The 21759-nt window shown below is 69.5% G+C and carries 21 protein-coding genes; 5 read left to right on the top strand and 16 right to left on the bottom strand.

Features of this window, described 5'->3' with window-relative positions; all coding sequences use genetic code 11:
• Positions 1-5: 5 nt before the first annotated feature.
• The gene (locus RZE77_RS25905; RefSeq protein WP_319439867.1) at positions 6-911 is read left to right on the top strand and encodes a LysR family transcriptional regulator; all 906 of its coding nucleotides are present in this window, start codon (positions 6-8) and stop codon (positions 909-911) included.
• Here the strand turns inward: RZE77_RS25905 and RZE77_RS25900 are convergent.
• The 3 genes from RZE77_RS25900 to RZE77_RS25890 all read right to left on the bottom strand — a co-directional run bounded on the left by RZE77_RS25900 (position 906) and on the right by RZE77_RS25890 (position 5130).
• On the bottom strand, positions 906-2051 hold the full coding sequence (locus tag RZE77_RS25900; protein WP_319439866.1) for a CaiB/BaiF CoA transferase family protein: 1146 nt from the start codon (positions 2049-2051) through the stop codon (positions 906-908). The two genes, RZE77_RS25905 and RZE77_RS25900, sit on opposite strands and share 6 nt — an antisense overlap.
• A gap of 350 nt (positions 2052-2401) precedes the next feature.
• Positions 2402-3385 (bottom strand): Bug family tripartite tricarboxylate transporter substrate binding protein, encoded by a 984-nt coding sequence (locus RZE77_RS25895; RefSeq protein ID WP_405546604.1) that lies wholly within the window; start codon positions 3383-3385, stop codon positions 2402-2404.
• 32 nt (positions 3386-3417) lie between these two features.
• Positions 3418-5130 (bottom strand): acyl-CoA dehydrogenase family protein, encoded by a 1713-nt coding sequence (locus RZE77_RS25890; protein WP_319439865.1) that lies wholly within the window; start codon positions 5128-5130, stop codon positions 3418-3420.
• Between the two features lie 90 nt (positions 5131-5220).
• Between RZE77_RS25890 and RZE77_RS25885 the strand changes: the two genes are divergently transcribed.
• Positions 5221-6117 carry a LysR family transcriptional regulator gene (locus tag RZE77_RS25885; RefSeq protein WP_319439864.1) on the top strand — a complete coding sequence of 299 codons (897 nt, stop codon included), beginning with the start codon at positions 5221-5223 and terminating at the stop codon, positions 6115-6117.
• On the opposite strand, the gene RZE77_RS25880 is transcribed toward RZE77_RS25885, so the two are convergent.
• The 7 genes from RZE77_RS25880 to RZE77_RS25850 form a co-directional block, all read right to left on the bottom strand.
• The gene (locus RZE77_RS25880) at positions 6114-7148 is read right to left on the bottom strand and encodes a serine/threonine protein kinase (RefSeq protein WP_319439863.1); all 1035 of its coding nucleotides are present in this window, start codon (positions 7146-7148) and stop codon (positions 6114-6116) included. The genes RZE77_RS25885 and RZE77_RS25880 overlap by 4 nt on opposite strands.
• 33 nt (positions 7149-7181) lie before the next feature.
• On the bottom strand, positions 7182-8300 hold the full coding sequence (locus tag RZE77_RS25875) for a DUF2855 family protein (RefSeq protein ID WP_319439862.1): 1119 nt from the start codon (positions 8298-8300) through the stop codon (positions 7182-7184).
• A gap of 210 nt (positions 8301-8510) precedes the next feature.
• Positions 8511-8936, bottom strand: a complete 426-nt coding sequence (locus RZE77_RS25870; RefSeq protein WP_124961162.1) for an organic hydroperoxide resistance protein — start codon at positions 8934-8936, stop codon at positions 8511-8513.
• A gap of 94 nt (positions 8937-9030) precedes the next feature.
• Positions 9031-9486, bottom strand: a complete 456-nt coding sequence (locus RZE77_RS25865) for a MarR family winged helix-turn-helix transcriptional regulator (protein ID WP_319428037.1) — start codon at positions 9484-9486, stop codon at positions 9031-9033.
• Between the two features lie 646 nt (positions 9487-10132).
• The gene (locus tag RZE77_RS25860; RefSeq protein WP_319439861.1) at positions 10133-10975 is read right to left on the bottom strand and encodes an ABC transporter permease; all 843 of its coding nucleotides are present in this window, start codon (positions 10973-10975) and stop codon (positions 10133-10135) included.
• A 12-nt stretch (positions 10976-10987) separates the two neighbouring features.
• Positions 10988-11971, bottom strand: coding sequence for an ATP-binding cassette domain-containing protein (locus tag RZE77_RS25855; protein WP_319439860.1), 984 nt, complete (start codon positions 11969-11971; stop codon positions 10988-10990).
• A gap of 56 nt (positions 11972-12027) precedes the next feature.
• Entirely contained in the window at positions 12028-12918 is an 891-nt protein-coding gene (locus tag RZE77_RS25850; RefSeq protein WP_319439859.1) for a LysR family transcriptional regulator, read from the bottom strand.
• 123 nt (positions 12919-13041) lie between these two features.
• Here RZE77_RS25850 and RZE77_RS25845 point away from each other — a divergent pair, with 123 nt between their 5' ends.
• Positions 13042-13701: a glutathione S-transferase family protein gene (locus RZE77_RS25845; protein WP_319439858.1), complete on the top strand. Its 660-nt coding sequence runs from the start codon at positions 13042-13044 to the stop codon at positions 13699-13701.
• Complete coding sequence (locus tag RZE77_RS25840; protein ID WP_319439857.1) at positions 13698-14669, top strand: pyridoxamine 5'-phosphate oxidase family protein; 972 nt, start codon at positions 13698-13700, stop codon at positions 14667-14669. Before RZE77_RS25845 ends, RZE77_RS25840 begins: the two co-directional genes overlap by 4 nt.
• A gap of 18 nt (positions 14670-14687) precedes the next feature.
• Here the strand turns inward: RZE77_RS25840 and RZE77_RS25835 are convergent, their stop codons facing one another.
• Positions 14688-15866 carry a cytochrome P450 gene (locus RZE77_RS25835; protein ID WP_319439856.1) on the bottom strand — a complete coding sequence of 393 codons (1179 nt, stop codon included), beginning with the start codon at positions 15864-15866 and terminating at the stop codon, positions 14688-14690.
• An 83-nt stretch (positions 15867-15949) separates the two neighbouring features.
• Between RZE77_RS25835 and RZE77_RS25830 the strand changes: the two genes are divergently transcribed.
• A complete protein-coding gene (locus RZE77_RS25830; protein ID WP_319439855.1) occupies positions 15950-16651 on the top strand; it encodes an ArsR/SmtB family transcription factor in 702 nt (233 codons plus the stop codon).
• Positions 16652-16661: 10 nt separating this feature from the next.
• Here the strand turns inward: RZE77_RS25830 and RZE77_RS25825 are convergent, their stop codons facing one another.
• From RZE77_RS25825 to RZE77_RS25805, 5 genes are all read right to left on the bottom strand, one after another.
• Entirely contained in the window at positions 16662-17621 is a 960-nt protein-coding gene (locus tag RZE77_RS25825; RefSeq protein WP_319442416.1) for a Bug family tripartite tricarboxylate transporter substrate binding protein, read from the bottom strand.
• A 150-nt stretch (positions 17622-17771) separates the two neighbouring features.
• Positions 17772-19289, bottom strand: a complete 1518-nt coding sequence (locus tag RZE77_RS25820) for an AMP nucleosidase (protein WP_319439854.1) — start codon at positions 19287-19289, stop codon at positions 17772-17774.
• Positions 19290-19338: 49 nt separating this feature from the next.
• Positions 19339-19887: a TIGR00725 family protein gene (locus tag RZE77_RS25815; protein ID WP_319439853.1), complete on the bottom strand. Its 549-nt coding sequence runs from the start codon at positions 19885-19887 to the stop codon at positions 19339-19341.
• Entirely contained in the window at positions 19838-20659 is an 822-nt protein-coding gene (locus RZE77_RS25810; RefSeq protein WP_319439852.1) for an ABC transporter permease, read from the bottom strand. The genes RZE77_RS25815 and RZE77_RS25810 overlap by 50 nt, the downstream gene beginning before the upstream one ends.
• Positions 20660-20665: 6 nt before the next feature.
• Positions 20666-21754 (bottom strand): extracellular solute-binding protein, encoded by a 1089-nt coding sequence (locus RZE77_RS25805; RefSeq protein WP_319439851.1) that lies wholly within the window; start codon positions 21752-21754, stop codon positions 20666-20668.
• Positions 21755-21759: the final 5 nt, after the last annotated feature.

Here is a 21759-nt window from a genome sequence, read left to right as displayed (position 1 = left end):
GCTCCTTGGAACTCAAACAATGGCGATGCTTCGTCACGCTGGCCGAGATCGGCAACATCCGCCGCGCCGCCTCGCTGCTCGCCATCTCGCAGCCGGCGCTCAGCGTGCGGGTGCAGCGGCTCGAGGAAGCCCTGGGCTTTGCGCTGTTCGACCGGCAGGCGCGCGGCGTCCGGCTGACGGAGCAGGGCGCGCGCCTGCTGCCGCACGCGCGGCGGCTGCTGTCACGCGCCGCCGAGACCGACGAGGCCGCGCGCGCCATCGGGCGCGGCGCCTTCGACCGGCTGGAGATCGGCGTCACGCCCATCGCGGCGCTGTCGTTCTTTCCCGATGCGATGCGTGCCTTTTCGGCCGCGCATCCGGGCGTGGTGCTGGCGCTCACCGAGGGCCTGTCGGACGAACTCGAGGAGGCCGTGGCGCACCGCAGGCTCGACCTCGCGGTGGTGCATCCGCCGTCTTCGCGCGACGACCTCGTGGTGCGCGAGGTGGCCCGCGACCGCTTCATGGCCGTGATGCCGGCCGCGCATCCGCTCGCGGGCGCCGGGCGCATCGCGGCGGCGGACCTGCGCCAGCAGACGCTGGTCGGCGTGCGCCGCGACATCGGGCCGGTGGTGTTCGACCGCATCGCCGCCTACCTTGCGCGTGCCGGCATCACCACGCAGGTCAACCAGTGCGCGAGCTCGTCGATCTCGCTCGTGGGGCTGGTGGCGGCTGGAGCCGGCATCGGGCTGGTGGTGGAATCGCTCGCCTGCATTGCGCGGCCCGACATCCGTTTTGTTGCGCTGTCCGACGATCCGCCGAGCCTCGGCTATGCGATGTGCCACCGGCCCGACCTGCCGGCGGAGCTGCAGGGCGCGTTCATGCAGGCTTTCCATGCGCCCAAGGCGGGCGGCGGCGTGCGGCCCGAGCTATGAGCTGCTGTCGCCGGCCGCGGATTCGGGCAGGAAGCGCTCGCCCGGCGTGAGCGGCGCGTGGCGGTAGCTCGCCGGCGTGCGGCTGAGCTTCACCGGCGCGCCGATGCCGCGGTAGCCGCCCTCCATTTCCACCACCATTTCGCGATGCGCGGTGTGCGGATGCTCGAGCGCCGCATCCACCGGCAGCACCGGCGCGGCGGGCACGCCCGCGGCCATCAGCTGCTCGACCAGCGCACGGCCGTCGAACGCCGCCATGGCCGCTTCCAGCTGCTGCTTGAGCCCCGCACGGTGCACCGAACGCGCGCCGGCCGTGCGGTAGAGCGGATCGTCGGCCAGCGCGGGCAGGCCGATGCAGCGGCACAGGCTTGCGAACTGGCGGTCGTTGCCCACCGCCACGAACACCGGGTCGGCGCCGGTGGCCAGCGCGTCATAGGGATAGATGTTGGGATGCGCGTTGCCGGTGCGGCGCGGCTCGGTGCCATCCATGAACCAGTTGGCCGCATGCGGATGCAGCAGCGAGAGCCCGCTGTCGTACAGCGCGGCTTCCACGAACTGCCCGCGGCCGCTGCGGTTGCGCTCCTGCAGCGCGAGCAGCACGCCGATCACCGCATTGAGCCCGGTCACCATGTCGACCACCGGCAGGCCCACGCGCAGCGGGCCGCCGTCGGCCTCGCCGTTGATGCTCATGATGCCGGTCATGGCCTGCACGGCGGCGTCGTAGCCGGGCAGCGCGCCCAGCGGACCATCGGCGCCGAAGCCCGAGACGCGGCACCACACGAGGCGCGGAAAGCGCGCCGAGAGCGCCTCGTAGCCGATGCCCCAGCGCTCCATGGTGCCGGTCTTGAAGTTCTCGATCAGCACGTCGGCCTCGGCCACGAGTGCGAGCAGCGCTTCGCGGCCTTCGTCCGTGGAAAAGTCGAGGTGCTGCACGCGCTTGTTGCGGTTCAGGCCGTGGTAGTACGAGGCCACGCCGTCCTTGAAGGGCGGACCCCAGGTGCGCGTGTCGTCGCCTTGCGGCGGCTCGACCTTGAGCACGTCGGCGCCATGGTCGCCGAGGATCTGGCCGCAGTAGGGGCCGCCGAGGATGCGCGAGATGTCGAGGACTCGGATGCCTGCGAGGGCGCCTTGAGGGTTTGTCATTTCGGTGTTCCGATGCATTGCTTGTTGGTGCTGCTGTTCTTGTTCGGGGCGCTTTGCTCGGGGCGCTTTGTTCAGGGCGCGTGCACAGATCACCGGGTACTCCCCTCCGCGAATGTCCCCCGGCCTTCGGCCTCCTCCTTGATTTCGCTGCGGGGAGCACCCGATGCTCTGTGCACTTGGGCACGCTCGTTGTGCATCGCTGATCAACGACCGCTCCGCATAACGCTCCCGTCGATGGGGTGCCTTGCGCAGCGAAATCAAGGGGGAGGCCGAAGGCCGGAGGACATTCGCGGAGCAAGGTGCCCCGTCGGCGTGAGCGCGCCCTGAACAATAACGCAACAGGGCGCAAATCAATCCAGCTGCGCCCCCGACTTCTTCACGACATCCTTCCACTTGGCCGACTCGCTCACGATGAACTGCCCGAGCTTCTGCGGCGAGGTGTCCGCCGAGGCCTCGAGGCCCTGCGCCGCGAACATCTGCTTGACCTTGGGCGAATTCAGAACCTCGGCGAAGGCCTGGTTGAGCCTGGCCACGCGGTCCGCGGGCGTGCCGGCCGGCGCGACGATGCCGAAGAACACGCTCACGTCGTAGCCTTTGTAGCCCTGCTCGGCAATCGTCGGCACCTCGGGCAGCGCCTGCGAGCGCGCGAGCGTCGCCACGCCCAGCGCACGCAGCTTGCCGGCCTTCACGTAGGGCAGCGCGGTGAGGATGTCGGTGAAGGTCATGCTCACCTGGTTGCCGAGCAGGTCGTTGAGCGCGGGGCCGGTGCCCTTGTAGGGGATGTGCTGCAGGTCGGTGCCGGCCACCGAATTGAACAGCACGCCCGCCAGGTGCGACGACGCACCGTTGCCCGACGACGCATAGCTGAGCTTGCCGGGGTTGGCCTTGGCATGGGCGACCAGTTCCTTCACGTCCTTCACCGGCAGCGCGGGGTTCACCACCAGGATGTTCGGCAGGTAGCCGACCTGGATCACCGGCGCAAAGCTCTTGACCGGGTCGTAGCTGATCTTTCGGTAGAGGCTCGCGTTGATGGCCAGCGGCCCCGAGGTGCCGAACAGCAGCGTGTGGCCGTCGGCCTCGGCGCGCGCCACGTAGTCGGCGCCGATGTTGCCGCCCGCGCCCGCGCGGTTCTCCACGATCATCGGCTGGCCGAGGCGGTCCTTCATCTCGGCGGCCAGCGTGCGGGCCATGGCATCGGTCGGGCCGCCGGGCGGAAAGGGCACGACCAGCACCAGCGGCTTGGAAGGGAAGGCTTGGGCCTGTGCGGCGGGAGCGGCGCCCAGCAGCGCGGCGCAGGCGGCCAGGGCCGCGAAGAAGGGGGTGAGGTGTCGCAAGGTGATGTCTCCGTTTTTTCTGTCGTCGTGAATCAGGCCGTGGCCCTGGCGGTGTGCGTGGTGGCCACGCTGTTCCAGTCCGCGGGCATTGCGTCGGGCGCGAGCGGGTCGCGCGGCAGCACGCGGTGCAGCAGCACCAGCTGGGCCCAGCGCAGGCGCGGGGCCGAGCCGCTGCGCGCGGCCTCCCAGGCCATCGCGATGCTGCTCGTGCAGTGGTAGAGCGCCGAGGCGGCCTGGCGCGCAAGCACGTCGCCGCCTTCGCGCGCGGCGGTCTTGGCGAGCGCGGCGGCGCGCGCCAGTGCATCGCGCAGCGCCTTGGCAAAGGCCGGCGGCAGCGCCGCATCGGCCAGCAGCTGTTCGCAATGCGCGCGCAGCACCGGCAGCGAGCCCTCGCGCTTCACGGCGCGGATCACGTCCAGCGCCACGATGTTGCTCGTGCCTTCCCAGATCGAGCCCAGGTGCGCATCGCGCACGAGCCGCGGGTCGCTCCATTCCTCGATGTAGCCGCAGCCGCCGCGCACTTCCATGGCATCGCCCGTCACCTTGCGCGCGTCTCGGCAGGCGCGGAACTTGATGAGCGGCGTGAGGATGCGCAGCAGCGCGTAGGCGTCGGGTTCCCCGGCATCCGAGCGCGCGAGCGCCAGCGCCGTCTGGCACACCATGGTGCGCGCCTGCTCGGCCGGCAGGCGCAGCTTGTCGAGCTGGCGCTGCATCAGCGGCATCTGGTCGAGCGTGCGGCCGAAGGCACGGCGTTCGGCGGCGATGTACTCGGCCTCGGCCACCGCGCGGCGCATGAGGCCGGCGGCGCGCACGCCGTTCGACAGGCGCGAGTTGTTGACCATGTCGGCCATCTGCACGAAGCCGCGGCCTTCCTCGCCCACCAGGTACGCGACGGCGCCTTCGAGCCGGATCTCGCCGCTGGCCATCGAGCGCGTGCCGAGCTTGTCTTTCAGGCGAATGATGCGGTAGTGGTTGAGGCTGCCGCCATCGAGCCGGCGCGGCAGCAGGAACAGCGACACGCCCTTCATGCCGGCCGGGCCGTTGCCGGCGCGTGCGAGCACCATCGCAAAGTCGGCATCGGGGTTGGAGCAGAACCACTTGTCGCCGCTGAGGCGCCAGCTGCCGTCGGCCTCCTGCCGCGCCGTCGTCGCGGTGGCCGCGATGTCGGAGCCCGCGACCTGCTCGGTCATGAACATCGCGCCCTGCGCGAGCTCGTCGAAGTCGAGCGAGGTCAGGCGCGGCAGGAAGCGCGCGACCAGTTCGGGGCTCGCGAACTTCTTGAGCGTGCGCGTGAGCGAGTCGGTCATCGAGACCGGGCAGCACAGGCCGAACTCGGCCTGCACGAAGAGATAGGTCAGCACGTACTTGACCAGCGGCGGCATCCTGCCCTTCCAGCCCAGCGTCTCGTCGCGGTGCGACATGGCGGCCAGGCCGAATTCGCTGAGCGCGAGGCGTTCCATCTCCACGTAGGCCGGGTGCTTGACGATCTTCTGCTCGTCCAGGCCGGTGCGGGTGCGCTGCTTCAGCGTGGGCGGGTTGCGGTCGGCGGTGCCGGCCAGGTCGTCGAGCAGGCCGCCCGCGAGGCCGCCCAGGCGCTCGAAGTGCGGCTGCATGTGGGCCAGCAGGTCGGCGGGCAGGTAGAGCGCGAGCAGCTTGTGCAGCTCGGCGTCGGTGCTGAACAGGTTCTGGCCGTGGCGGTCGGGAATCGGGTGCGCGTGCGCGGCGGTGGCGTCGTTCTGGGCCATGCGTTTGTCTCCTGGTTCGCCGCATTGTTGGTTTCCGGGCGATCCGTGTCTAATATCGAATAGGTCTTGTCCGATTCGATTTGCCTATTCATGGAACTGCGACACCTGCGCTACTTTTCCGTGCTGGCCGAGGAGCTGCACTTCGGCCGCGCCGCGCGGCGCCTGTCGATCTCGCAGCCGCCGCTGTCGGTGGCCATCCGCCAGCTCGAGGAGTCGGTGGGCGCGCGGCTGTTCGAGCGCAACAGCAAGGAGGTGCGGCTCACGCATGCGGGCGAGGCGCTGCGCATCTCGGCGCGGCGGCTGCTCCTGCAGGCGGAAGAGGCGGCACTCGAAGCACGCGACGTGGCCGCGGGCTCGGCGGGGCGGCTGCGCATCGGCTTCGTCGGCGCGATGCTCTACCGCGGCCTGCCGCAGGCGCTGCGCGCGTTCCAGGCCAGGCACCCGGCGGTGCGCATCACGCTCGCCGAACTCAATTCAGGCGTGCAGATCGCCGAGCTGCTGCACGACCGGCTCGACCTGGGCTTCGTCCACACCAGCCGCATGCCGCCCGAGCTGCAGCACCGGCTGCTGCTGTCCGAGCCTTTCGTGTGCTGCCTGCCCGCGGGCCACGCGCTCGCGCGCAAGCGCGTGCTGGCGCCGGCCGACCTGCGCAACCAACCCTTCGTGCTGTTCTCGCGCGAGGCCTCGCCCGACTACCACGAGCGCATCCTGTCGATCTGCGCCGACGCCGGCTTCCTGCCCGAGGTGCGGCACGAGGTGCGCCACTGGCTCGCGGTGGTCTCGCTGGTGTCGCAGGGCATGGGCGTGGCGCTGGTGCCGCAGGCCATGCGGCACTCGGCCCTGCGCGGCGCGGTGTTCCGGCCGCTCGACCGCGCGGTGGCGCAATCGGAGGCCCATGGCGTGTGGCGCAGCGGGCCGCCGAACGTGCTGGCCGAACGCTTGCTGCAGGGGGTGGCGGAAAGCCTCGCGGCCGAAGCGGCGTCCTAAGCGTAGAGCGGCTCTTCGGCCATCTGCTCGCATTGCTCCTGCAGCACCAGGATCTGGCCCTTCCAGTAGTCGCTGGAGCCGAACCACGGAAAGTTGATCGGGAAGATCGGGTCTTCCCAGCGCCGCGCGAGCCAGGCGCTGTAGTGGATGAGCCGCAGGGTGCGCAGCGGCTCGATCAGCGCGAGCTCGCGGCGGTCGAATTCGCGAAATTGCTCGTAGCCGTCGAGCAGCCCCGAGAGTTGCGAGGTGCGCTGCGCGCGCTCGCCCGACAGCAGCATCCAGAGGTCCTGCACCGCGAAGCCGGTGCGCGCATCGTCCAGGTCGACGAAGTGCGGGCCGCCGCCGGGCCGGTCGGTGGGTGTCCACAGGATGTTGCCGGGATGCACGTCGCCGTGCAGGCGCAGCTTGCGCGGCTTGAAATCGGACGCCGGGGCGTTCACCGCCAGTGCCGTGGCGCCAATCATGTCCAGTGCTTCGTTGCAGGCCTTTTCCCAGTCGCGCTGCACGTCGAGCGGCACCTTGTCGTTGGCCAGCAGCCAGTCGCGCGAGGCGATGCCGAAGGTCTGCAGGTCGAGCGCGGGCCGGGCCTCGAAAGGCCTGGCGCTGCCCACGGTGTGGATGCGCGCGAGAAAGCGGCCGACCCATTCGAGCACTTCGAAATCGTCGAGCTCCGGCGCGCGGCCGCCGCGGTAGGGGCTCACGCTGAAGGCAAAGCCGCCGTGGCGGTGCAGCGTGCTGCCGTCGAAGGCCAGCGGCGCCACGGCGGGCACTTCGGCCGCCGCCAGTTCGAGCGAGAAGGCGTGCTCCTCGAGGATCTCGGCTTCGCTCCAGCGCCCGGGGCGGTAGAACTTGACCACCACGGAACTGCGGTCTTCCAGGTAGACCTGGTAGACCCGGTTCTCGTACGAGTTCAGGCCGGTGAGCCGGCCATCACCGTGCAGGCCGAGCGTTGCCAGGGCGTCCAGCACCACGTCGGGCGTGAGGTTCTCGTAGGGATGGGTATTCGCGGGCGCTGCGGGGGAAAGGGTCATGCGGCGATTGTCGCTACCCCGGCGCCCGGAATGTCAGAGGCCGCCCGGTTGTTTGTAAAGCGAAAGGACATGGCCGATGCGCGGGTCGCCCTTGCCGGCCAGCACCTGCGCATAGGCGGCCTGCACCGCCTCGCCGCCGTGGTGGTGCTCGGCGCGCAGCCAGGGGTTCTTGGCATCGGTCACGGTGGCCAGGAAGCGGTGCCATGCGGCCACCATGCGCCGGCCGAATTCGTCGGCGCCCCATTCGGCGGTGCGCTTCTTGATCTGCGCCGGCGCGAAGAACAGCGTGGCGCGCGGGCCCGCCAGGTCCTTGCCCGCGCCCTTGGCCGCGAGCTGCTCCACATGCGTGCCGCCGATCGAGCAGCTGTACTTGAGGTTCGTGAAGCGCGCGTGGATCGCGTTGCGCAGCCCGGCGTTGCCCGCAAAGTCCACATAGACGCAAGGCGTGTCGGCCGCGATGCCGTCGAGCGCGTCGTAGGTCAGCACGCGGTGGTAGCAGCCCAGGCTCTCGCAGAAGGCAACGTTGGCGGCGGATGTCAGGCCGATCACCTCGACGCCTTCGCGCTGGTGCAGCTGGAAGGCGGTGCCGTAGGCCGTCTTGCTCGATGCGCTCGACAGCAGCATGGTGTTGGCGCCGAAGAAATCGTTGTCGGCCATGAAGTCGTCGATCAGCCACGAGGTGATGAACAGCGGGCGCAGCAGTGCCTGCACGTCTTCGGTGTCGGCGGTGTAGAGCGGATCGGCGTTGCAGCGGAAGTACTGGTTGTAGACCGCGGGCAGCTCCGCGCGGTGCGCGGCGGCGTCGGTAAAACGCCCGGGCGAAAGGCGGTCGGGGCTCAGCACGGCGCCCGACGACATCGGCCAGTAGCCGTAGAGCCGCTCGCCCACCGCCACGCCCGGGTGCAGCGACTGCACCACGCTGGCAAAGCCCCACACCGGGATGCTGCCCCAGCCTTCTTCCGTGGACGGGAAGAACTGCCAGTAGCTCATCGCATCGCCGAAGGCGGCGTAGGTGATGTTGTTGGAGGTGAGCGCAAAGCTGTCGATGCGCACGCGCACCTGGCCCTCGGCCAGCGGCTGGTCGGTGGCGGTGTGCAGGCGCGTGGTGGCGAGTTCGCCCTTGCGGATCAGGAGGCTGGTGGTGGTGCTCATGGTGTCGATCTCCATGGTGGTGGTATGGGTTGCGGGATGGCGCGTGCTGCAGCCACATTAGCCAAGCTCGATGAAAGGCGCTATCGCGTTTCCCTTTTCCGCGTCGCCCGCGGGACAACGCCGGCCATGAAAAACAAAAAGCGCCCCGGCTTGTGGCCGGGACGCTTTGCTTCTTGTTGCCGCTGCTGCTGTTGCGCAGGGCGCGCGGAATCAGGCGATCGAGAGTTCGACGTCGATGTTGCCGCGCGTGGCGTTCGAGTACGGGCAGACCTGGTGAGCCGTGTCGACCAGCTTCTGCTTCTGCTCGGCGTCCAGGCCCGGCAGCGTGATGGCCAGCTTCACGGCGATGCCGTAGGCGGCGCCGCCGTTCGTCGGGCCAAGGGAAACGCTGGAGTCGATGGCCACGTCCTCGGGCACCTTCACGCCGATCTTCGGGCCGACGGCCTTCATCGCGCCGATGAAGCAGGCGGCATAGCCGACCGCGAACAGCTGCTCGGGGTTGGTGCCGGGCTTGCCCGAACCGGGCGAGCTGAGCTTGACGTCGATGGCGCCGTCGCTGGACTTGCCTGCGCCGTCGCGGCCGCCGACGGTGTGGGCTTCAGCGGTGTAGAGAACCTTGTCGAGCTTGGTGGTCATGGTGGTGATTCCTTCGGTTGGTGAGGGTGGTGAAAAAGAGCTTCTTTTTTGAATCGAAGCGGGGGGAACCTGGGATTGCTTGCTTGCCTGCGTGTCAGGCCGCTTTCCTGATGCGGTCGCGCAGCGTCTGGATCTGCTGGGTGAGCGAGATGAGTTCAGGCACCGAGCATTGCGCTGCGGCCATGAGGCAGCCGGGCACGCCGGCGGCGCGCGCCTTGAGCTTGCGGCCCGCGGCGGTGAGCGTGATGTGCACGCGGCGCTCGTCGGCCACGTCGCGCAGCCGCGTGACATAGCCGACGGCTTCGAGCCGCTTGAGCAGCGGCGTGAGCGTGCCGGAGTCGAGCGAGAGGCGTTCGCCGAGCTCGGAGACCGTGGGGCCGTCTTGCTCCCAGAGGGCGAGCATGACGAGGTATTGGGGATAGGTGAGCTGCAGCTTTTCCAGGACCGGCTTGTAGAGGCGGGTCATGGCCAATGAGGCGGAATAGACGGCGAAGCAGAGCTGGTTGTCCAGCTTGAGCATTTCGTCTGAGGCTTGTATGGTGCTGCGCATGGCTGTGATTGTAGCGTGCAATTGAATTGTGTGCAATGTAGTTATTTTGGGTGCTGTTTTGGGTTTGTGTTTCGGGGCCGGGTCTCGCCCCGGCGGGCGACCTACTTTTCTTTGCTTCGCCAAAGAAACGTAGGCAAAAGAAAGGCGACCCCACTGTCTGCGACCCTCCGCTTCGCTACGGGCAACCTGCGGTGCTCGCGTTTCGCGGGGTCTCGCAGAACTCGCCTTCGGCTCAAACAGCTGCGAGCCCTGATCCGCGAAACGCTGCGCTCCTCGGCGCATACAGAGGGGAGGGCAAACCACACGGGCCTTTGCTTCGCTCGGCCACCAAGCCACCGCAGGCGCGCAGCGCCTGCGGTGGTTGGTATTGAGTTGGGCTGTTGGTCTTGGGGCCGAGCGCAGCGAAGGCCGCCCGCTCCCACCCCTTCTGTATGCGCCGAGGAGCGCAGATGGAGGCGGGATCAGGGCCGCAGCTGTTTGAGCGAAGCGAGTTCTGCGGACCCCCGCCGGAATCGAGCACCGCAGGTTGCCCGCAGCGAAGCGGAGGGACGCAGACAGTAGGGGTCGCCTTTCTTTGCTTACTTTCTTTGGCGAAGCAAAGAAAGTGAGTCGCCCGCCGGGGCGAGACCCGGCCCCGGAACAAAAACTACCCCCGAAACCTCTTCCGAGTCAACGCCAAAGCAACCCAAAAAGAAACAACCCCATAAACCACCAGCACCCCCGCATGCACCCACCACCCGTTAGGCCATTGATCCATGAACAGCGGCCGCACCAGCGCCACCGCATTGGTCAATGGCAGCCAGGCCGCCACCGCCCTCACGGCGGAAGGCAGTTGTTCCAGCGGAAAGAACACGCCGCTCAAGAACATCATCGGCGTCATGAACAGCGTGAAGTAATAAGTGAAGAAGTCGTACCCCTTCGCGAGCGCATTGAAGATCAGCGCAATCGACGAGAAGGTGATCCCCGCGCCGATCAGCACCATCCACGCGACGATCAGCTTGGGGCTGTGGCTGATGCCCAGCCCGAGCATCACGAACAGGATCGCGGTCACGGTGAAGATCGACTTGAATGCGGCCCACAGCATCTCGGCCAGCACGATGTCGTCCAGGCCCACGGGCGCGTTCATGATGCCGTCCCAGGTCTTCTGCACGTGCATGCGCGAGAACGCCGAATACAGCGCCTCGAAGCTCGCGGCGTTCATCGCGCTCATGCAGATCGAACCGCTCGCGAGGAACAGGATGTAGGGCACGCGGATTCCGTCGACCGACACCTCGCCGACCAGCGCGCCCATGCCGTAGCCGAAGGCCACGAGCCAGATCAGTGGCTCGGCGATGTTGCCGATGAGGCTGGGAATCGCGAGCTTGCGCCACACCAGCAGGTTGCGCAGGAACACGGGCCACCAGCGCAGCGAGATCTCGGGGGGGCGCCACACGGAACGGGCCGGCGGCGATGCCGCGGCAGAAGAAGAACTTGCAGTCGTCGTATTCATGATCGTCGTGGCCTAGCCGTCTTCGCGGATCTGCCGGCCCGTGAGCTTGAGAAAAAGGTCTTCGAGGTTCGCGGGCCGGTGGAAGGTGCGCAGGCGGCCATGCCGGCTGAGCGCATCGAGCAGCCGGCGCGCATCCTGCGTGTAGAAGAACACGGTCTCGCCGCTCACCTCCACGCGCGCCGCCATCGCCTTCAGTTCCGGCGACTCGGCCAGCGAGAGCGCGCCATTGCCGTACACCTCGACCACGTCGGGCTCCAGGTGCTCGGCGATCAGGTCGCGCGGGCGGCCCTCGGCGATCTTGCGGCCGTGGTCGAGCACCAGGAGGCGCGAGCACAGGCGCTCGGCCTCGTCCATGAAGTGCGTGGTCAGCAGGATCGACTTGCCCTGCTGCAGCAGCACCTGCAGGCGCTCCCACATCAGGTGGCGCGCCTGCGGATCGAGCCCGGTGGTGGGTTCGTCGAGCAGCAGCAGCTTGGGGTCGTTCACCAGCGCGCGCGCCAGCGAGAGGCGCCGCCGCATGCCGCCCGAGAGCTCGCCCGGCTTCGCATCGGCCTTGTGCGATAGCGCCGCAAACTCCAGCAGCTGCGGCACGCGCTCGCGCACCTGCGCCTTGCTGAAGCCGAAGTAGCGGCCGTACACCACGAGGTTCTCGGCGCAGCTGAAGTCGGGGTCGAGCGTGTCGAACTGCGTCACCACGCCGAGCTGCGCCTTGATGGCCAGCGCGTCGCGCGGCATCTGCAGGCCCAGCGCGCAGATGTCGCCGCCGTCGGGCGTGGTGAGGCCCAGGCACATGCGGATGGTGGTGGTCTTGCCGGCGCCGTTCGGCCCGATCACGCCCAGGCATTCGCCGGGCGCGATCTCGAACGACAGGTCGTCCACGACCGTGGTGCCGCCGTAGCGCTTGCAAAGGTGGCTGGCGTGGAAGAGCGGGGCGGAGGAGGAAGAAGAGGAAGGCACGCGGCCATTCTGACGCAGGCCCGAGAAGCCTGCCGCCATCGCTTCAACCGATGGACAAGCCGCGCATATTCGGAGCCACTGCTGCCGCCGCCGGCCTACATGCGAAGGCCGCTGAACTCCGTCTTCATCCAGTCGATGAAGGCCCGCGTGCGGGCTGGCAGCAGCCGCGCGTTCGGGTAGATCACGCTCACCGGACGCGGCGGCGGCTCGAAGTCTTCCAGCACCAGCTTCAACCGGCCCTGCGCCACATGCGGCAGCACCTGGTAGGAGAAGAAGGTGCCGAAGCCCATGCCCGCGGCACAGGCCTCGATGGCTGGGGCGAGGTGGTTGAACTCGAGGCGGCAGCTCGGCGTCACGCTGAGGGTCTTGCCGCGTTCGTGGAACACCCACTGCGGCGGCGCGTCGACGCGGCCGCGCACGCAGGGTGCGCCATGGAGCTCGCGCGGATGGCGCGGCGTGCCGTGGCGCGCGAGGTACTCGGGGCTCACCGCCACCACGCGCCGGATGGTGCCGAGCGTCTGCGCCACGAGCGACGAATCCGCGAGCGGGCTGATGCGGATGCCCACGTCGATGCCTTCCTCGAGCAGGTTCACCGTGCGGTCGTGCAGCAGCACGGTGCAGCGCACCTTGTCGTGGCGCTGCATGAAGCGCGTGATGGCGGGCGCCACGTACATGTGGCCGAACAGCACCGGCGCGGTGATGGTGAGCTGGCCCGCGGGCTCGCGCGCCTCGGCCTTGAGCGCGAGGTCGGCGGCATCGGCCGCCAGCAGCACCTCGCGCGCGCTCGGCAGGTAGTGGCGGCCCTCTTCGGTGAGCGAGAGGCGGCGCGTGGTGCGGTGGAACAGGCGCACGCCCAGGTGGGCCTCGAGCGCGGCGAGCGCGCGCACCACCGCGGGCAGCGAGCTGCCGAGCGCCTCGGCGGCGCGGGTCAGGCTGCCCTGGTCGGCAATCTGCACGAAGGTCTGCATGGCCTTGAAGCGATCCATGGCGCGATTAAACCGGATTAAGCCGAATAGCGCAGCAGTTAAATGCAATAACGGCTATTCCTTCATTCAGCGCAAGAGAGAAGAATCCGGATCACGCCCACTCCACATTCCAGAGGACCTCCCATGAACGCCATTGCCACCCGTCCCGCACAACCCATCAAGCTCTACGGCAGCGCCATCTCGGGCCACGTGCACCGGGTGCGGCTGTTCCTCTCGATGCTCGGCCTGCCTTTCGAGGTGATCGAGCTCGACCTGAAGAAGCGCGACAACCGCACGCCCGAGTTCCTGGCGCGCAACCCTTTCGGCCAGGTGCCGGTGATCGAGGACGGCGAAACCACGCTGGCCGATTCCAACGCGATCCTGGTCTACCTCAACGAGCGCTATTCGGCCGATCCGGCGCGCTGGATGCCGCGCGACGCGGTGGGCGCGGCGCGCGTGCAGCGCTGGTTCTCGGTGGCCGCGGGGCCGCTGGCCTACGGGCCGGCCGCCGCGCGCGTCATGGCGCTGTTCGGCCTGGCCGCCGATCCCGCCGAGACGGTGACGCGCTCGCATGCGCTGCTCGCGGTGATGGAGATCCACCTCGGGCAGCAGCCCTTCCTGGCCGGGCCTGCGGCCACGCTGGCTGACGTCGCGAACTACGCCTATGTCGCGCATGCGCCCGAAGGCCGCGTGTCGCTCGACGCCTACCCGCAGGTGCGCGCCTGGCTCGGGCGCGTGGAGGCGCTGCCCGGCTTCGTGCCGATGGTGCGCACGCCGGTCGGCCTGGCGGCGGCTCAATCATGATCGCCGAACCGTTCCACGCCGGCGAGCGCGCGCTGCAGGTACAGACGGGCTGGCGCGAGCGCATGGAAGCCATGGGCCCGCGCGTGATCCGCGACTACATGCCTGACCAGCACCGCGAATTCTTCGCGCAGCTGCCCTTCCTCGTGGTCGGCAGCCTCGATGCCAATCTGCAGCCCTGGGCCAGCGTGCTCGCGGCGCCCGCGGGCTTCGCGCATTCGCCCGATGCCACGCACCTGCGCGTCGATGCGCTGCCGGGCCGCGGCGATCCGCTGGCCGGGCAGCTCGCGCAGGGCGCCACGCTCGGCCTGCTGGGCATCGAGCCGCACACGCGGCGGCGCAACCGCATGAACGGCACGGTCGAGTCGCTCGATGCGGATGGCTTCATGGTCGCGGTGCAGCAGAGCTTCGGCAACTGCCCGCGCTACATCCAGGCGCGGGAGCCGGAACTGGTGGCCGCGCGCGACGGCAGCGCGCCCGTGCAGCGGCTCGATGCGCTCGACCTCGACGCACAGCGCCTCATCGGCAGCGCCGACACGCTGTTCATCGCCACCGCGTACCCGGGCGATGCGGCCAGGGGCGACGAAGCCGATGCGCGCTCGCACGGTGTCGACGTGTCGCACCGCGGCGGCCGGCCCGGCTTCGTTCGCGTCGACGCGGGCGGCGTGCTCACGGTGCCCGACTTCAACGGCAACCGCTTCTTCAACACGCTGGGCAACCTGGTGGCCTATCCGCGTGCGGGCCTGCTGTTCATCGACTACGACAACGGCGATCTGCTGCACGTGGCGGCCACGGCCGAGCTGGTGCTGGACGGCCCCGAGATCGCCGAGTTCGAAGGCGCCGAGCGGCTGCTGCGGCTGCATGTGGAGCACGCACTGCGCCGGCCTGCCGCCTTGCCGCTGCGCTGGGGTGACGCGGCGCTGTCGCCGCATCTCGAAGGCACCGGGCGCTGGGCTGCCGCGCGCGCCTGAGCGGTCTTCGCGCTCCCGTCAGTGAAAGACGGGAATGCGCGCGGCGACCGAGGGCCGGTAGTGCCAGCCGCGCTCGCGCAGCGCCGCGAGATCGGGCGTGCGATGCAGCACGGCCTCCAGCCCCGCGGCGGCGAGCGTGCAGGCCAGCGCCTGGCCCGGGCAGGCGTGCATGCCGTGGCCGAAGCCCAGCATGCGGCGCCGCGCGCGCACGAGGCTGAAGCGCTCGGGCTCCGGGTTGAGCGCCGGATCGCGGTTGGCCGCGGCCAGCACCAGCAACACCGCATCGCCTGCCGCCAGCGGCGTGCCTGCGAGGGTGACGGGCTCGGCCACGAAGCGCCGCGTGTTGTGCACCGAGGGGTCGTGCCGCGCCGTCTCCTCCACGATCGCCTGCAGCCCGGCCTGGGTCTGCGCGGCCTGCTGCAGCGACGGTTCGCGCATCACCGCGATCAGGCTGTTGCCCAGCAGGCCGGCCGTCGCATCGCAGGTCTGCGAGAGCAGGCCGACGAGGTTCGCGAGCAGCGCGCGCGAGAGCGGCGCACTGGCCTGGCTTTCGGCGAGCACGGCCGCGAGCAGTGTTCCGTCGCGCGGCGCTGCACCTGCGGCCAGCGCCTCGAAGCGCGTCATGAGTGCGCCCGCGGCGGCGCTGGCGCCTTGCAGCTGCTCTGCCGTGGACAGCGGCGACAGGCAGGCGACGAAATCGCGCATCCACCGGTCCACCTGCGGCAGCGCTTCATCGTCGAAGCCCAGCAGGTGCGCGACGCTCCGCACCGGCATGGAGAAGAGCGCGTCCGACACAGGCTGCACCGGCACATCGCGAGCAACCCGCAAGGCCGCCGTGCGCACTGCGCGCAGGTCCAATCCGGCCAGCGCACGCTGCAGCGCGGGCCGATGGGCCTGGTGCGCCGTGCCGTCGTTCATGCGCACGAGATGGCCGAACACCTCGCCCGCCGCGCTGCCCGCAATGGCGCGCGGCACCGGTTCGGCCGCCGGCCGCACGCGCAGCGCGCCGTGCGCGAGCAGCAGCGATTCGATCACCTCCGCGCGGCTCGCGACCCACAGGCGCAGCGCCTCGTTCCACGCGAGCGGCGGCCCCGCGCGCAGTTCCGTATAGAAGGGATACGGATCGGCATGCGTGACGGCCGCGACGGGGTCGGGCGGCATGCCGTCGGAGTGGGAAGGCGTGGGGCTTGTGTTCATGCCGCGCAGTGTGCAATTGCGGCCGCCGCCACACTTCGGCCGCGAACGAAGTGTGGGATGCGGCGGCGTCTTAGGATCAGCGCATGGACACGAGCCCTTCTTCTTCCTCCAACGCCGACGTGCAGCTGGCCCGCCTGGCCGGCGCCATCGCCGAGCCCGCGCGCGCCCGCATGCTCAGTTGCCTGATGGACGGCCACGCGCGCACCGCGACCGAGCTGGCCACCGTGGCCGAGGTGGCCGCCTCCACCGCCAGCGCGCACCTCGCGCGCCTCAAGGAAGAGCGGCTGGTCGAGCTGCTCGTGCAGGGCAAGCACCGCTACTTCCGGCTGGCGGGCGACAACGTGGCGGCCGCGCTCGAAAGCCTGATGGTGGTGGCCGGCGCGCCGCGCGCCGCGCAGTTCAAGCCCAGCACGCCGAGCCGCCTGCGCGCCGCGCGCACCTGCTACGACCACATGGCCGGCACCGCCGGCGTCGCGCTGCACGACCGGCTGCATGCGCAGGGCTGGCTCAGCGGACTGCAGAGCGGCTCGTACGAACTCACGCCCGAAGGCGCGATCGCGCTGGAGAGCCTGGGCGTGGAGGTGGATGCGGTGCGCCGCTCGCGCCGGCGCTTTGCCTGCGCCTGCCTCGACTGGAGCGAGCGCCGCCCGCACCTGGGCGGCGCGCTCGGCGCGGCCTGGCTCCAGCTGTCGCTGCGCCGCGGCTGGGTGCGCCAGGAGCTCGACGGCCGCGCGCTGGCGCTCACGCCCAGGGCGCAGCGCGAGATGCCCGAGCTCTTTGCCTGAAGGCGCGCGCTCAGGCTTTCAGCTTGAGGAGATAGATCATCGGACCGGCCATCGCCAGGTCGAGCTCGAGGAAGCTCTCGAAATCCTTGCCCGCCATCCAGTACGCATCCCAGTTGTTGCGTTTGATGGTCTTTTGCCAGACATCGGCGTTGGTGGCGCGGTGCACCGCCTCGAGCAGCACGGCCCGGCGCTCCGCCGTCACCTTCTTGCCGGTGAGCACGCCGCGCCAGTTGGCCAGGTCGGCGTCCACGCCCTGCTCGCGCACCGACGGAATGCCCAGGAACGGCCGCTTCGACGACACGCCGATGGCGCGCAGCGTGCCGTTGGACAGGCCCGCGCTGAATTCGCTGAAGCCCGAGATGCCGGCCACGGCCTTGCCGGTGGCAAGCGCTTCCACCACCTGCGCGCCGCCCGGATGTGGCTGGTAGACCAGGCCCGCGGTGTTGCCGGCCACGCGGGCCAGCATGCCGGCGTACATGTGGTCCACGCCGCCGGCCGAACCGCCCGCGATGACGGCCTTGGCCGCATCGGCGCGCAGCTGGGCGATCAGGTCCTTGGGCGTCCTGATCGGCGAATCGGCCTTCACGGCCACCACCTCGTAGTCGCTGGTGAGGCGCGCCACGGGCGCCACCTGGGCCATGGTGACGGCCGGTTTCTGCAGCGCCACCGCGCCGACCATGACCATGCCGCTCATCAGCAGCGTGTCGGGGTCGGCGTCGTATTTCTCGACGTACTTTGCGAGGCCGATGGTGCCGCCCTTGCCGCCGATGTTCTCGTAGACCACTTCGCCCGCTGCGCCCGAGGCCAGCAGCGCCGCGCCGAGCGCGCGGCCGGTCTGGTCCCAGCCGCCGCCTTCGTTGGCCGGAATCACGATGCGCAGCCTGGAAACGAGCTGCGGCTCGGCCGCGCCAGCCAGGCGGGGCCACAGCAGCGCAGGCCCGGCCCCGGCAGCGGCGGCCGCACCCGCCATCCATGCATTGAAGTTGCGGCGAGAAAGCTTGCCGGGCGACGAACGAGGCATTTTGTTTCCAGGTGTGAGAAAGGTTTCCGGATGATGTCCGGGAAATGCGTCGCCCGCCTACCTTCGAAGGTAGGTGAAAACCCTAGGTAAGCCCGGCCGTTACTGGAATGCGACCTCGGCGAAGCTGCGCAGCTTGCGGCTGTGCAGCCGGGTCGAACCCTGCTCGCGCAGGATGTCGATGGCCCGCATGCCGATGCGCAGGTGCTGCTCCACGCGCTCGCGGTAGAAGTGGTTGGCCATGCCCGGCAGCTTGATCTCGCCGTGCAGCGGTTTGTCGCTCACGCACAACAAAGTGCCGTAGGGCACGCGAAAGCGGAAGCCGTTGGCCGCGATGGTGGCGCTTTCCATGTCGAGCGCCACGGCCCGGCTCTGGCTGAAGCGGCGCTGCGGCTGGTTGCCCGGCAGCAGCTCCCAGTTGCGGTTGTCGGTGCTCGCCACCGTGCCGGTGCGCATGATCTTCTTGAGGTCGGGGCCGGTGTAGCGCGTGACGTCGGCCACCGCCTTTTCCAGCGCGAGCTGGATTTCCGAGAGCGCCGGGATCGGCACCCACAGCGGCAGTTCCTCGTCGAGCACGTGGTCCTCGCGCACGTAGGCATGCGCCAGCACGTAGTCGCCGAGCTGCTGCGCGTTGCGCAGGCCCGCGCAGTGGCCCAGCATCATCCAGGCATGCGGGCGCAGCACGGCGATGTGGTCGGTGATGGTCTTGGCATTGGCCGGGCCGACGCCGATGTTCACCATGCTGATGCCGCTGCAGTCCTCGCGCACCAGGTGGTAGGCCGGCATCTGCGGCAGGCGCGGCGGCGCCGTGCCCTGGCTGCCGTCGAGCAGGCCGCCGTAGTTGGTGCTGGCGCCCGCGGCCAGCCCGCGCCGGCGCGTGACCACGTTGCCGGGCTCGATGAAGGCGACGTACTCGCTGTTTTCGTCGGCCATGGCCTCGTGGCCCAGGCGCACGAACTCGTCGATGTAGAACTGGTAGTTGGTGAACAGCACGAAGTTCTGGAACCACTCGGGCGCGGTGCCGGTGTAGTGCCGCAGCCGGTGCAGCGAGTAGTCCACGCGCGCCGCCGTGAAGAGCGACAGCGGCTGCGCCTCGCCTGCCAGCGCCTCGTAGGTGCCGTTGGCAATGCCGTCGTCCATCACGCCCAGGTCGGGCAGGTCGAACACGTCGCGCATCAGCGCGCGGCGCTCCTCGTTCATCGTGCCTTCGATGTGGTCGTTCTCGGCAAAGGAGAAGTGGATGGGGATCGGCTGCGTGCTGGTGCCCACCTCGATCTCGACCTGGTGGTTCTCCAGCAGCAGCCGAAACTGGTCGAGGTAGTAGCGCGAGAACAGGTCGGGCCGCGTCAGCGTGGTCTCGTAGCGGCCCGGCCCGGCGACGAAGCCGTAGCTCAGCCCCGCGTTGGCCGGCGGCGTGTGGCGCGACACCGTGTGCGTGTGCACCCGCACGAACGGGTAGCAGGCCCGCACCCGGCCCGGCATCGCCTCCCCGGCCACGAAGCGCAGCATCGATTCGCGCAGGTGCGCCAGGCCGCCCTGGTAGATGGACTTGACCTGTTCGAGTGCGGCGGCAGCATCGTTGAAGCGGGCGGGAGCGACGAAAGTGGGCATGTAGGGCATGACGGCATTGTGCAATGCGGCCGTGTCGGCCGCTGCCCCCGCAACAGGCTCAGGCGAGAAGGCAGGCCAGCACCTTGGCCAGCATGTCGTCGACGCCCGTGGCCTGCACCGCGCCCGGCAGCTCGACGTCGCCATGCATCACGAACACCGGCTTGCCCCACTTGAGCCCCATCGCCATTTCCGACAGCGTGCCCATGTTGCCGCCGATGGCGACCAGGCAGACCCCGCTGCGCGCGATGATGCCGTTGCGCATCTCGCCCATGCCGGTGGGAATGGCCACGCTGAGCCATTCGTTGGCGTTGCGGTCGTCGTCCTCGGGCAGGATGCCCACGGCAATGCCGCCGGCCTCGGCGGCGCCGCGCGAGGCCGCGGCCATCACGCCGCCGCGGCCGCCGCAGACCACCGCCATGCCCGCGCCGGCCAGCGCATGCGCCACGGCGTAGGCCGCCCCGCATTCGGCCGGGCCGCCGTCGCCGGGGCCGAGGATGGCCACCGGCTGGCGGTGGCGCGCCGGCCCCGACTGCTTCTGCGCCAGGCGCGCCAGCGCCTCAATGACCGGCGCCGGCAGCACCGCGCTCGCGCCTTCGCGTAAGGACATCGCCCACTCCCATCACGATCACACACACCACCATCAGCACCAGCGACAAGGCCGCTGCCACCGCGAAATCCGAACCGCCGTCGCCCACCTGCGCGAGCAGCATCAGCGGCAGGATGTTGAGCTGCGTGCCCACCAGCGCCAGCGCCGTGCCGTAGGTGCCCATCGCAATCGCGGCCACCATGCAGGCGTTGGACAGCACCGAGGGCATCACCTCGGGCAGCACCGTGTCCCGGAAGGCCCGCGCCCGCGAGGCGCCCAGCGTGCGCGCCGCCTGCGCCGGACGCAGGTCGAGGTTGGCGAACACCGGGTACAGCGACAGCGCCACGCGCGGGATCAGGTAGTAGGCATAGGCGAATCCCAGGCCCGAGACGCTGTAGATCCAGCTGCCGAGCGCGGCCGGGTCCGCGCCCAGGCCGGCCAGCAATTGCGTCACGAAGCCCGCGCGGCCGAAGGCCAGGATGAAGCCGTAGGCGATCACCAGGCCCGAGAAGGCCAGCGGCAGGCCCAGCAGGGTCATCATCCATTGGCGCCGGCCCTCGGGCTGGCGCGCGAGCTCGATGGCGATGCAGGTGCCCACCAGTGCCGAGATCGCGCCCGCCGCGAGGCCCAGGCCCAGCGTGTTGCGCAGCGCGCCCAGGAACAGCGGGTTGTCGAACAGCCGTCCGAAGGCGCTGCCGCCTTCGCCGAAGGCCTCGGGCAGCAGGGCAGCCAGCGGCACTGCGAAGAACAGCGCCATGAAGGCCCAGGCGGGCCAGGCGCCAAAGCGTCGCATGGCGGCTTACTTTCCCAGTGCGGCCTGCGCCCAGAGCTTGTCGACTTCGGCCTTGCGCTCCGAGGCCTTCACCACGTCGAGCGGGCGGATCTGCGGCGCGGCCGGCATCTTGGCCGCGACATCGGCCGAGAGCGGCGTGCCGGGCACGGCAGGGCGCACGAAGCCCTGCGCGAACAGCGACTGGCCGGCCTCGCTCATGATGAAGTTGAGCCACAGCTTGCCGGCGTTGGGGTTGGGGCCGTTCTTCACGAGGCTGATGGCATAGGGCGCGGCCACGCTCGCTTCCTTCGGGATCACGACTTCCACCGCATCGCCCATGCCGTCGACATGCTTGGCCTTGAGGCCATCGTTCTCGTAGCTGATCCACACCGGGATCTCACCCTTGAGGAACTTGGCGTACGGCGTGGTGCCTTCCACGCGCAGCACGTTGCCGGCCGAGTGCAGCTTGCCCAGGTAGTCCGTGCCGGGCTGCACGTTGTCGACGCTGCCGCCGTTCGCGTACGCCGCGGCGAAGGTCAGCACCTGGCCGATGCCAGTGGAGCGCGGGTCGAGGTAGACCACCGTGCTCTTGAACTCGGGCTTGAGCAAGTCGGCCCAGCCGGTGGGCACGTTCTTCACCAGCTTCTTGTTGACCAGGAAGGCGATGTTGAGCGTGTGGATGGTGAACCAGCGCCCCTCGGCCTCGCGGAACACCGGCGGCAGCTTGTCGAAGTTCACGGGCTTGAAGGGCGCAACCACGTCCTTCTTCGCGGCGTCGACGGCCGAGGCGGCGAAGTAGTAGGCGGTGTCGGCCTGCGGGCGGCGCTTGGTCTTTTCGAGCGCAACCACGGTGGCGGCCGAGCCGATGTCGTTGTAGGTCAGTTCGATCTCGGGGTAGCGCTTCTTGAAGTCGCGGAACAGCGACTTCCAGTTGGCCCACTCGGGGCCGGTGTCGAAGGAGACGCACAGGCCCTCCTTCTGCGCCTCGGCATAGAGCGCCTTCTCGCCCGCGTAGAGCTCGGGGCCGTCGAAGGCGAAGGCGGTGCGGGCCGCGAGGGTGGCCAATGACAGCACGGGCAGTGCGCCGGCGGCCTGGATCAGATGTCTGCGTTGCATGGGGG

This window comes from Variovorax sp. SPNA7 (assembly GCF_033807855.1).
GTDB lineage: Bacteria > Pseudomonadota > Gammaproteobacteria > Burkholderiales > Burkholderiaceae_C > Variovorax > Variovorax beijingensis.
This window is presented reverse-complemented; position numbering and strand designations above follow the sequence as displayed.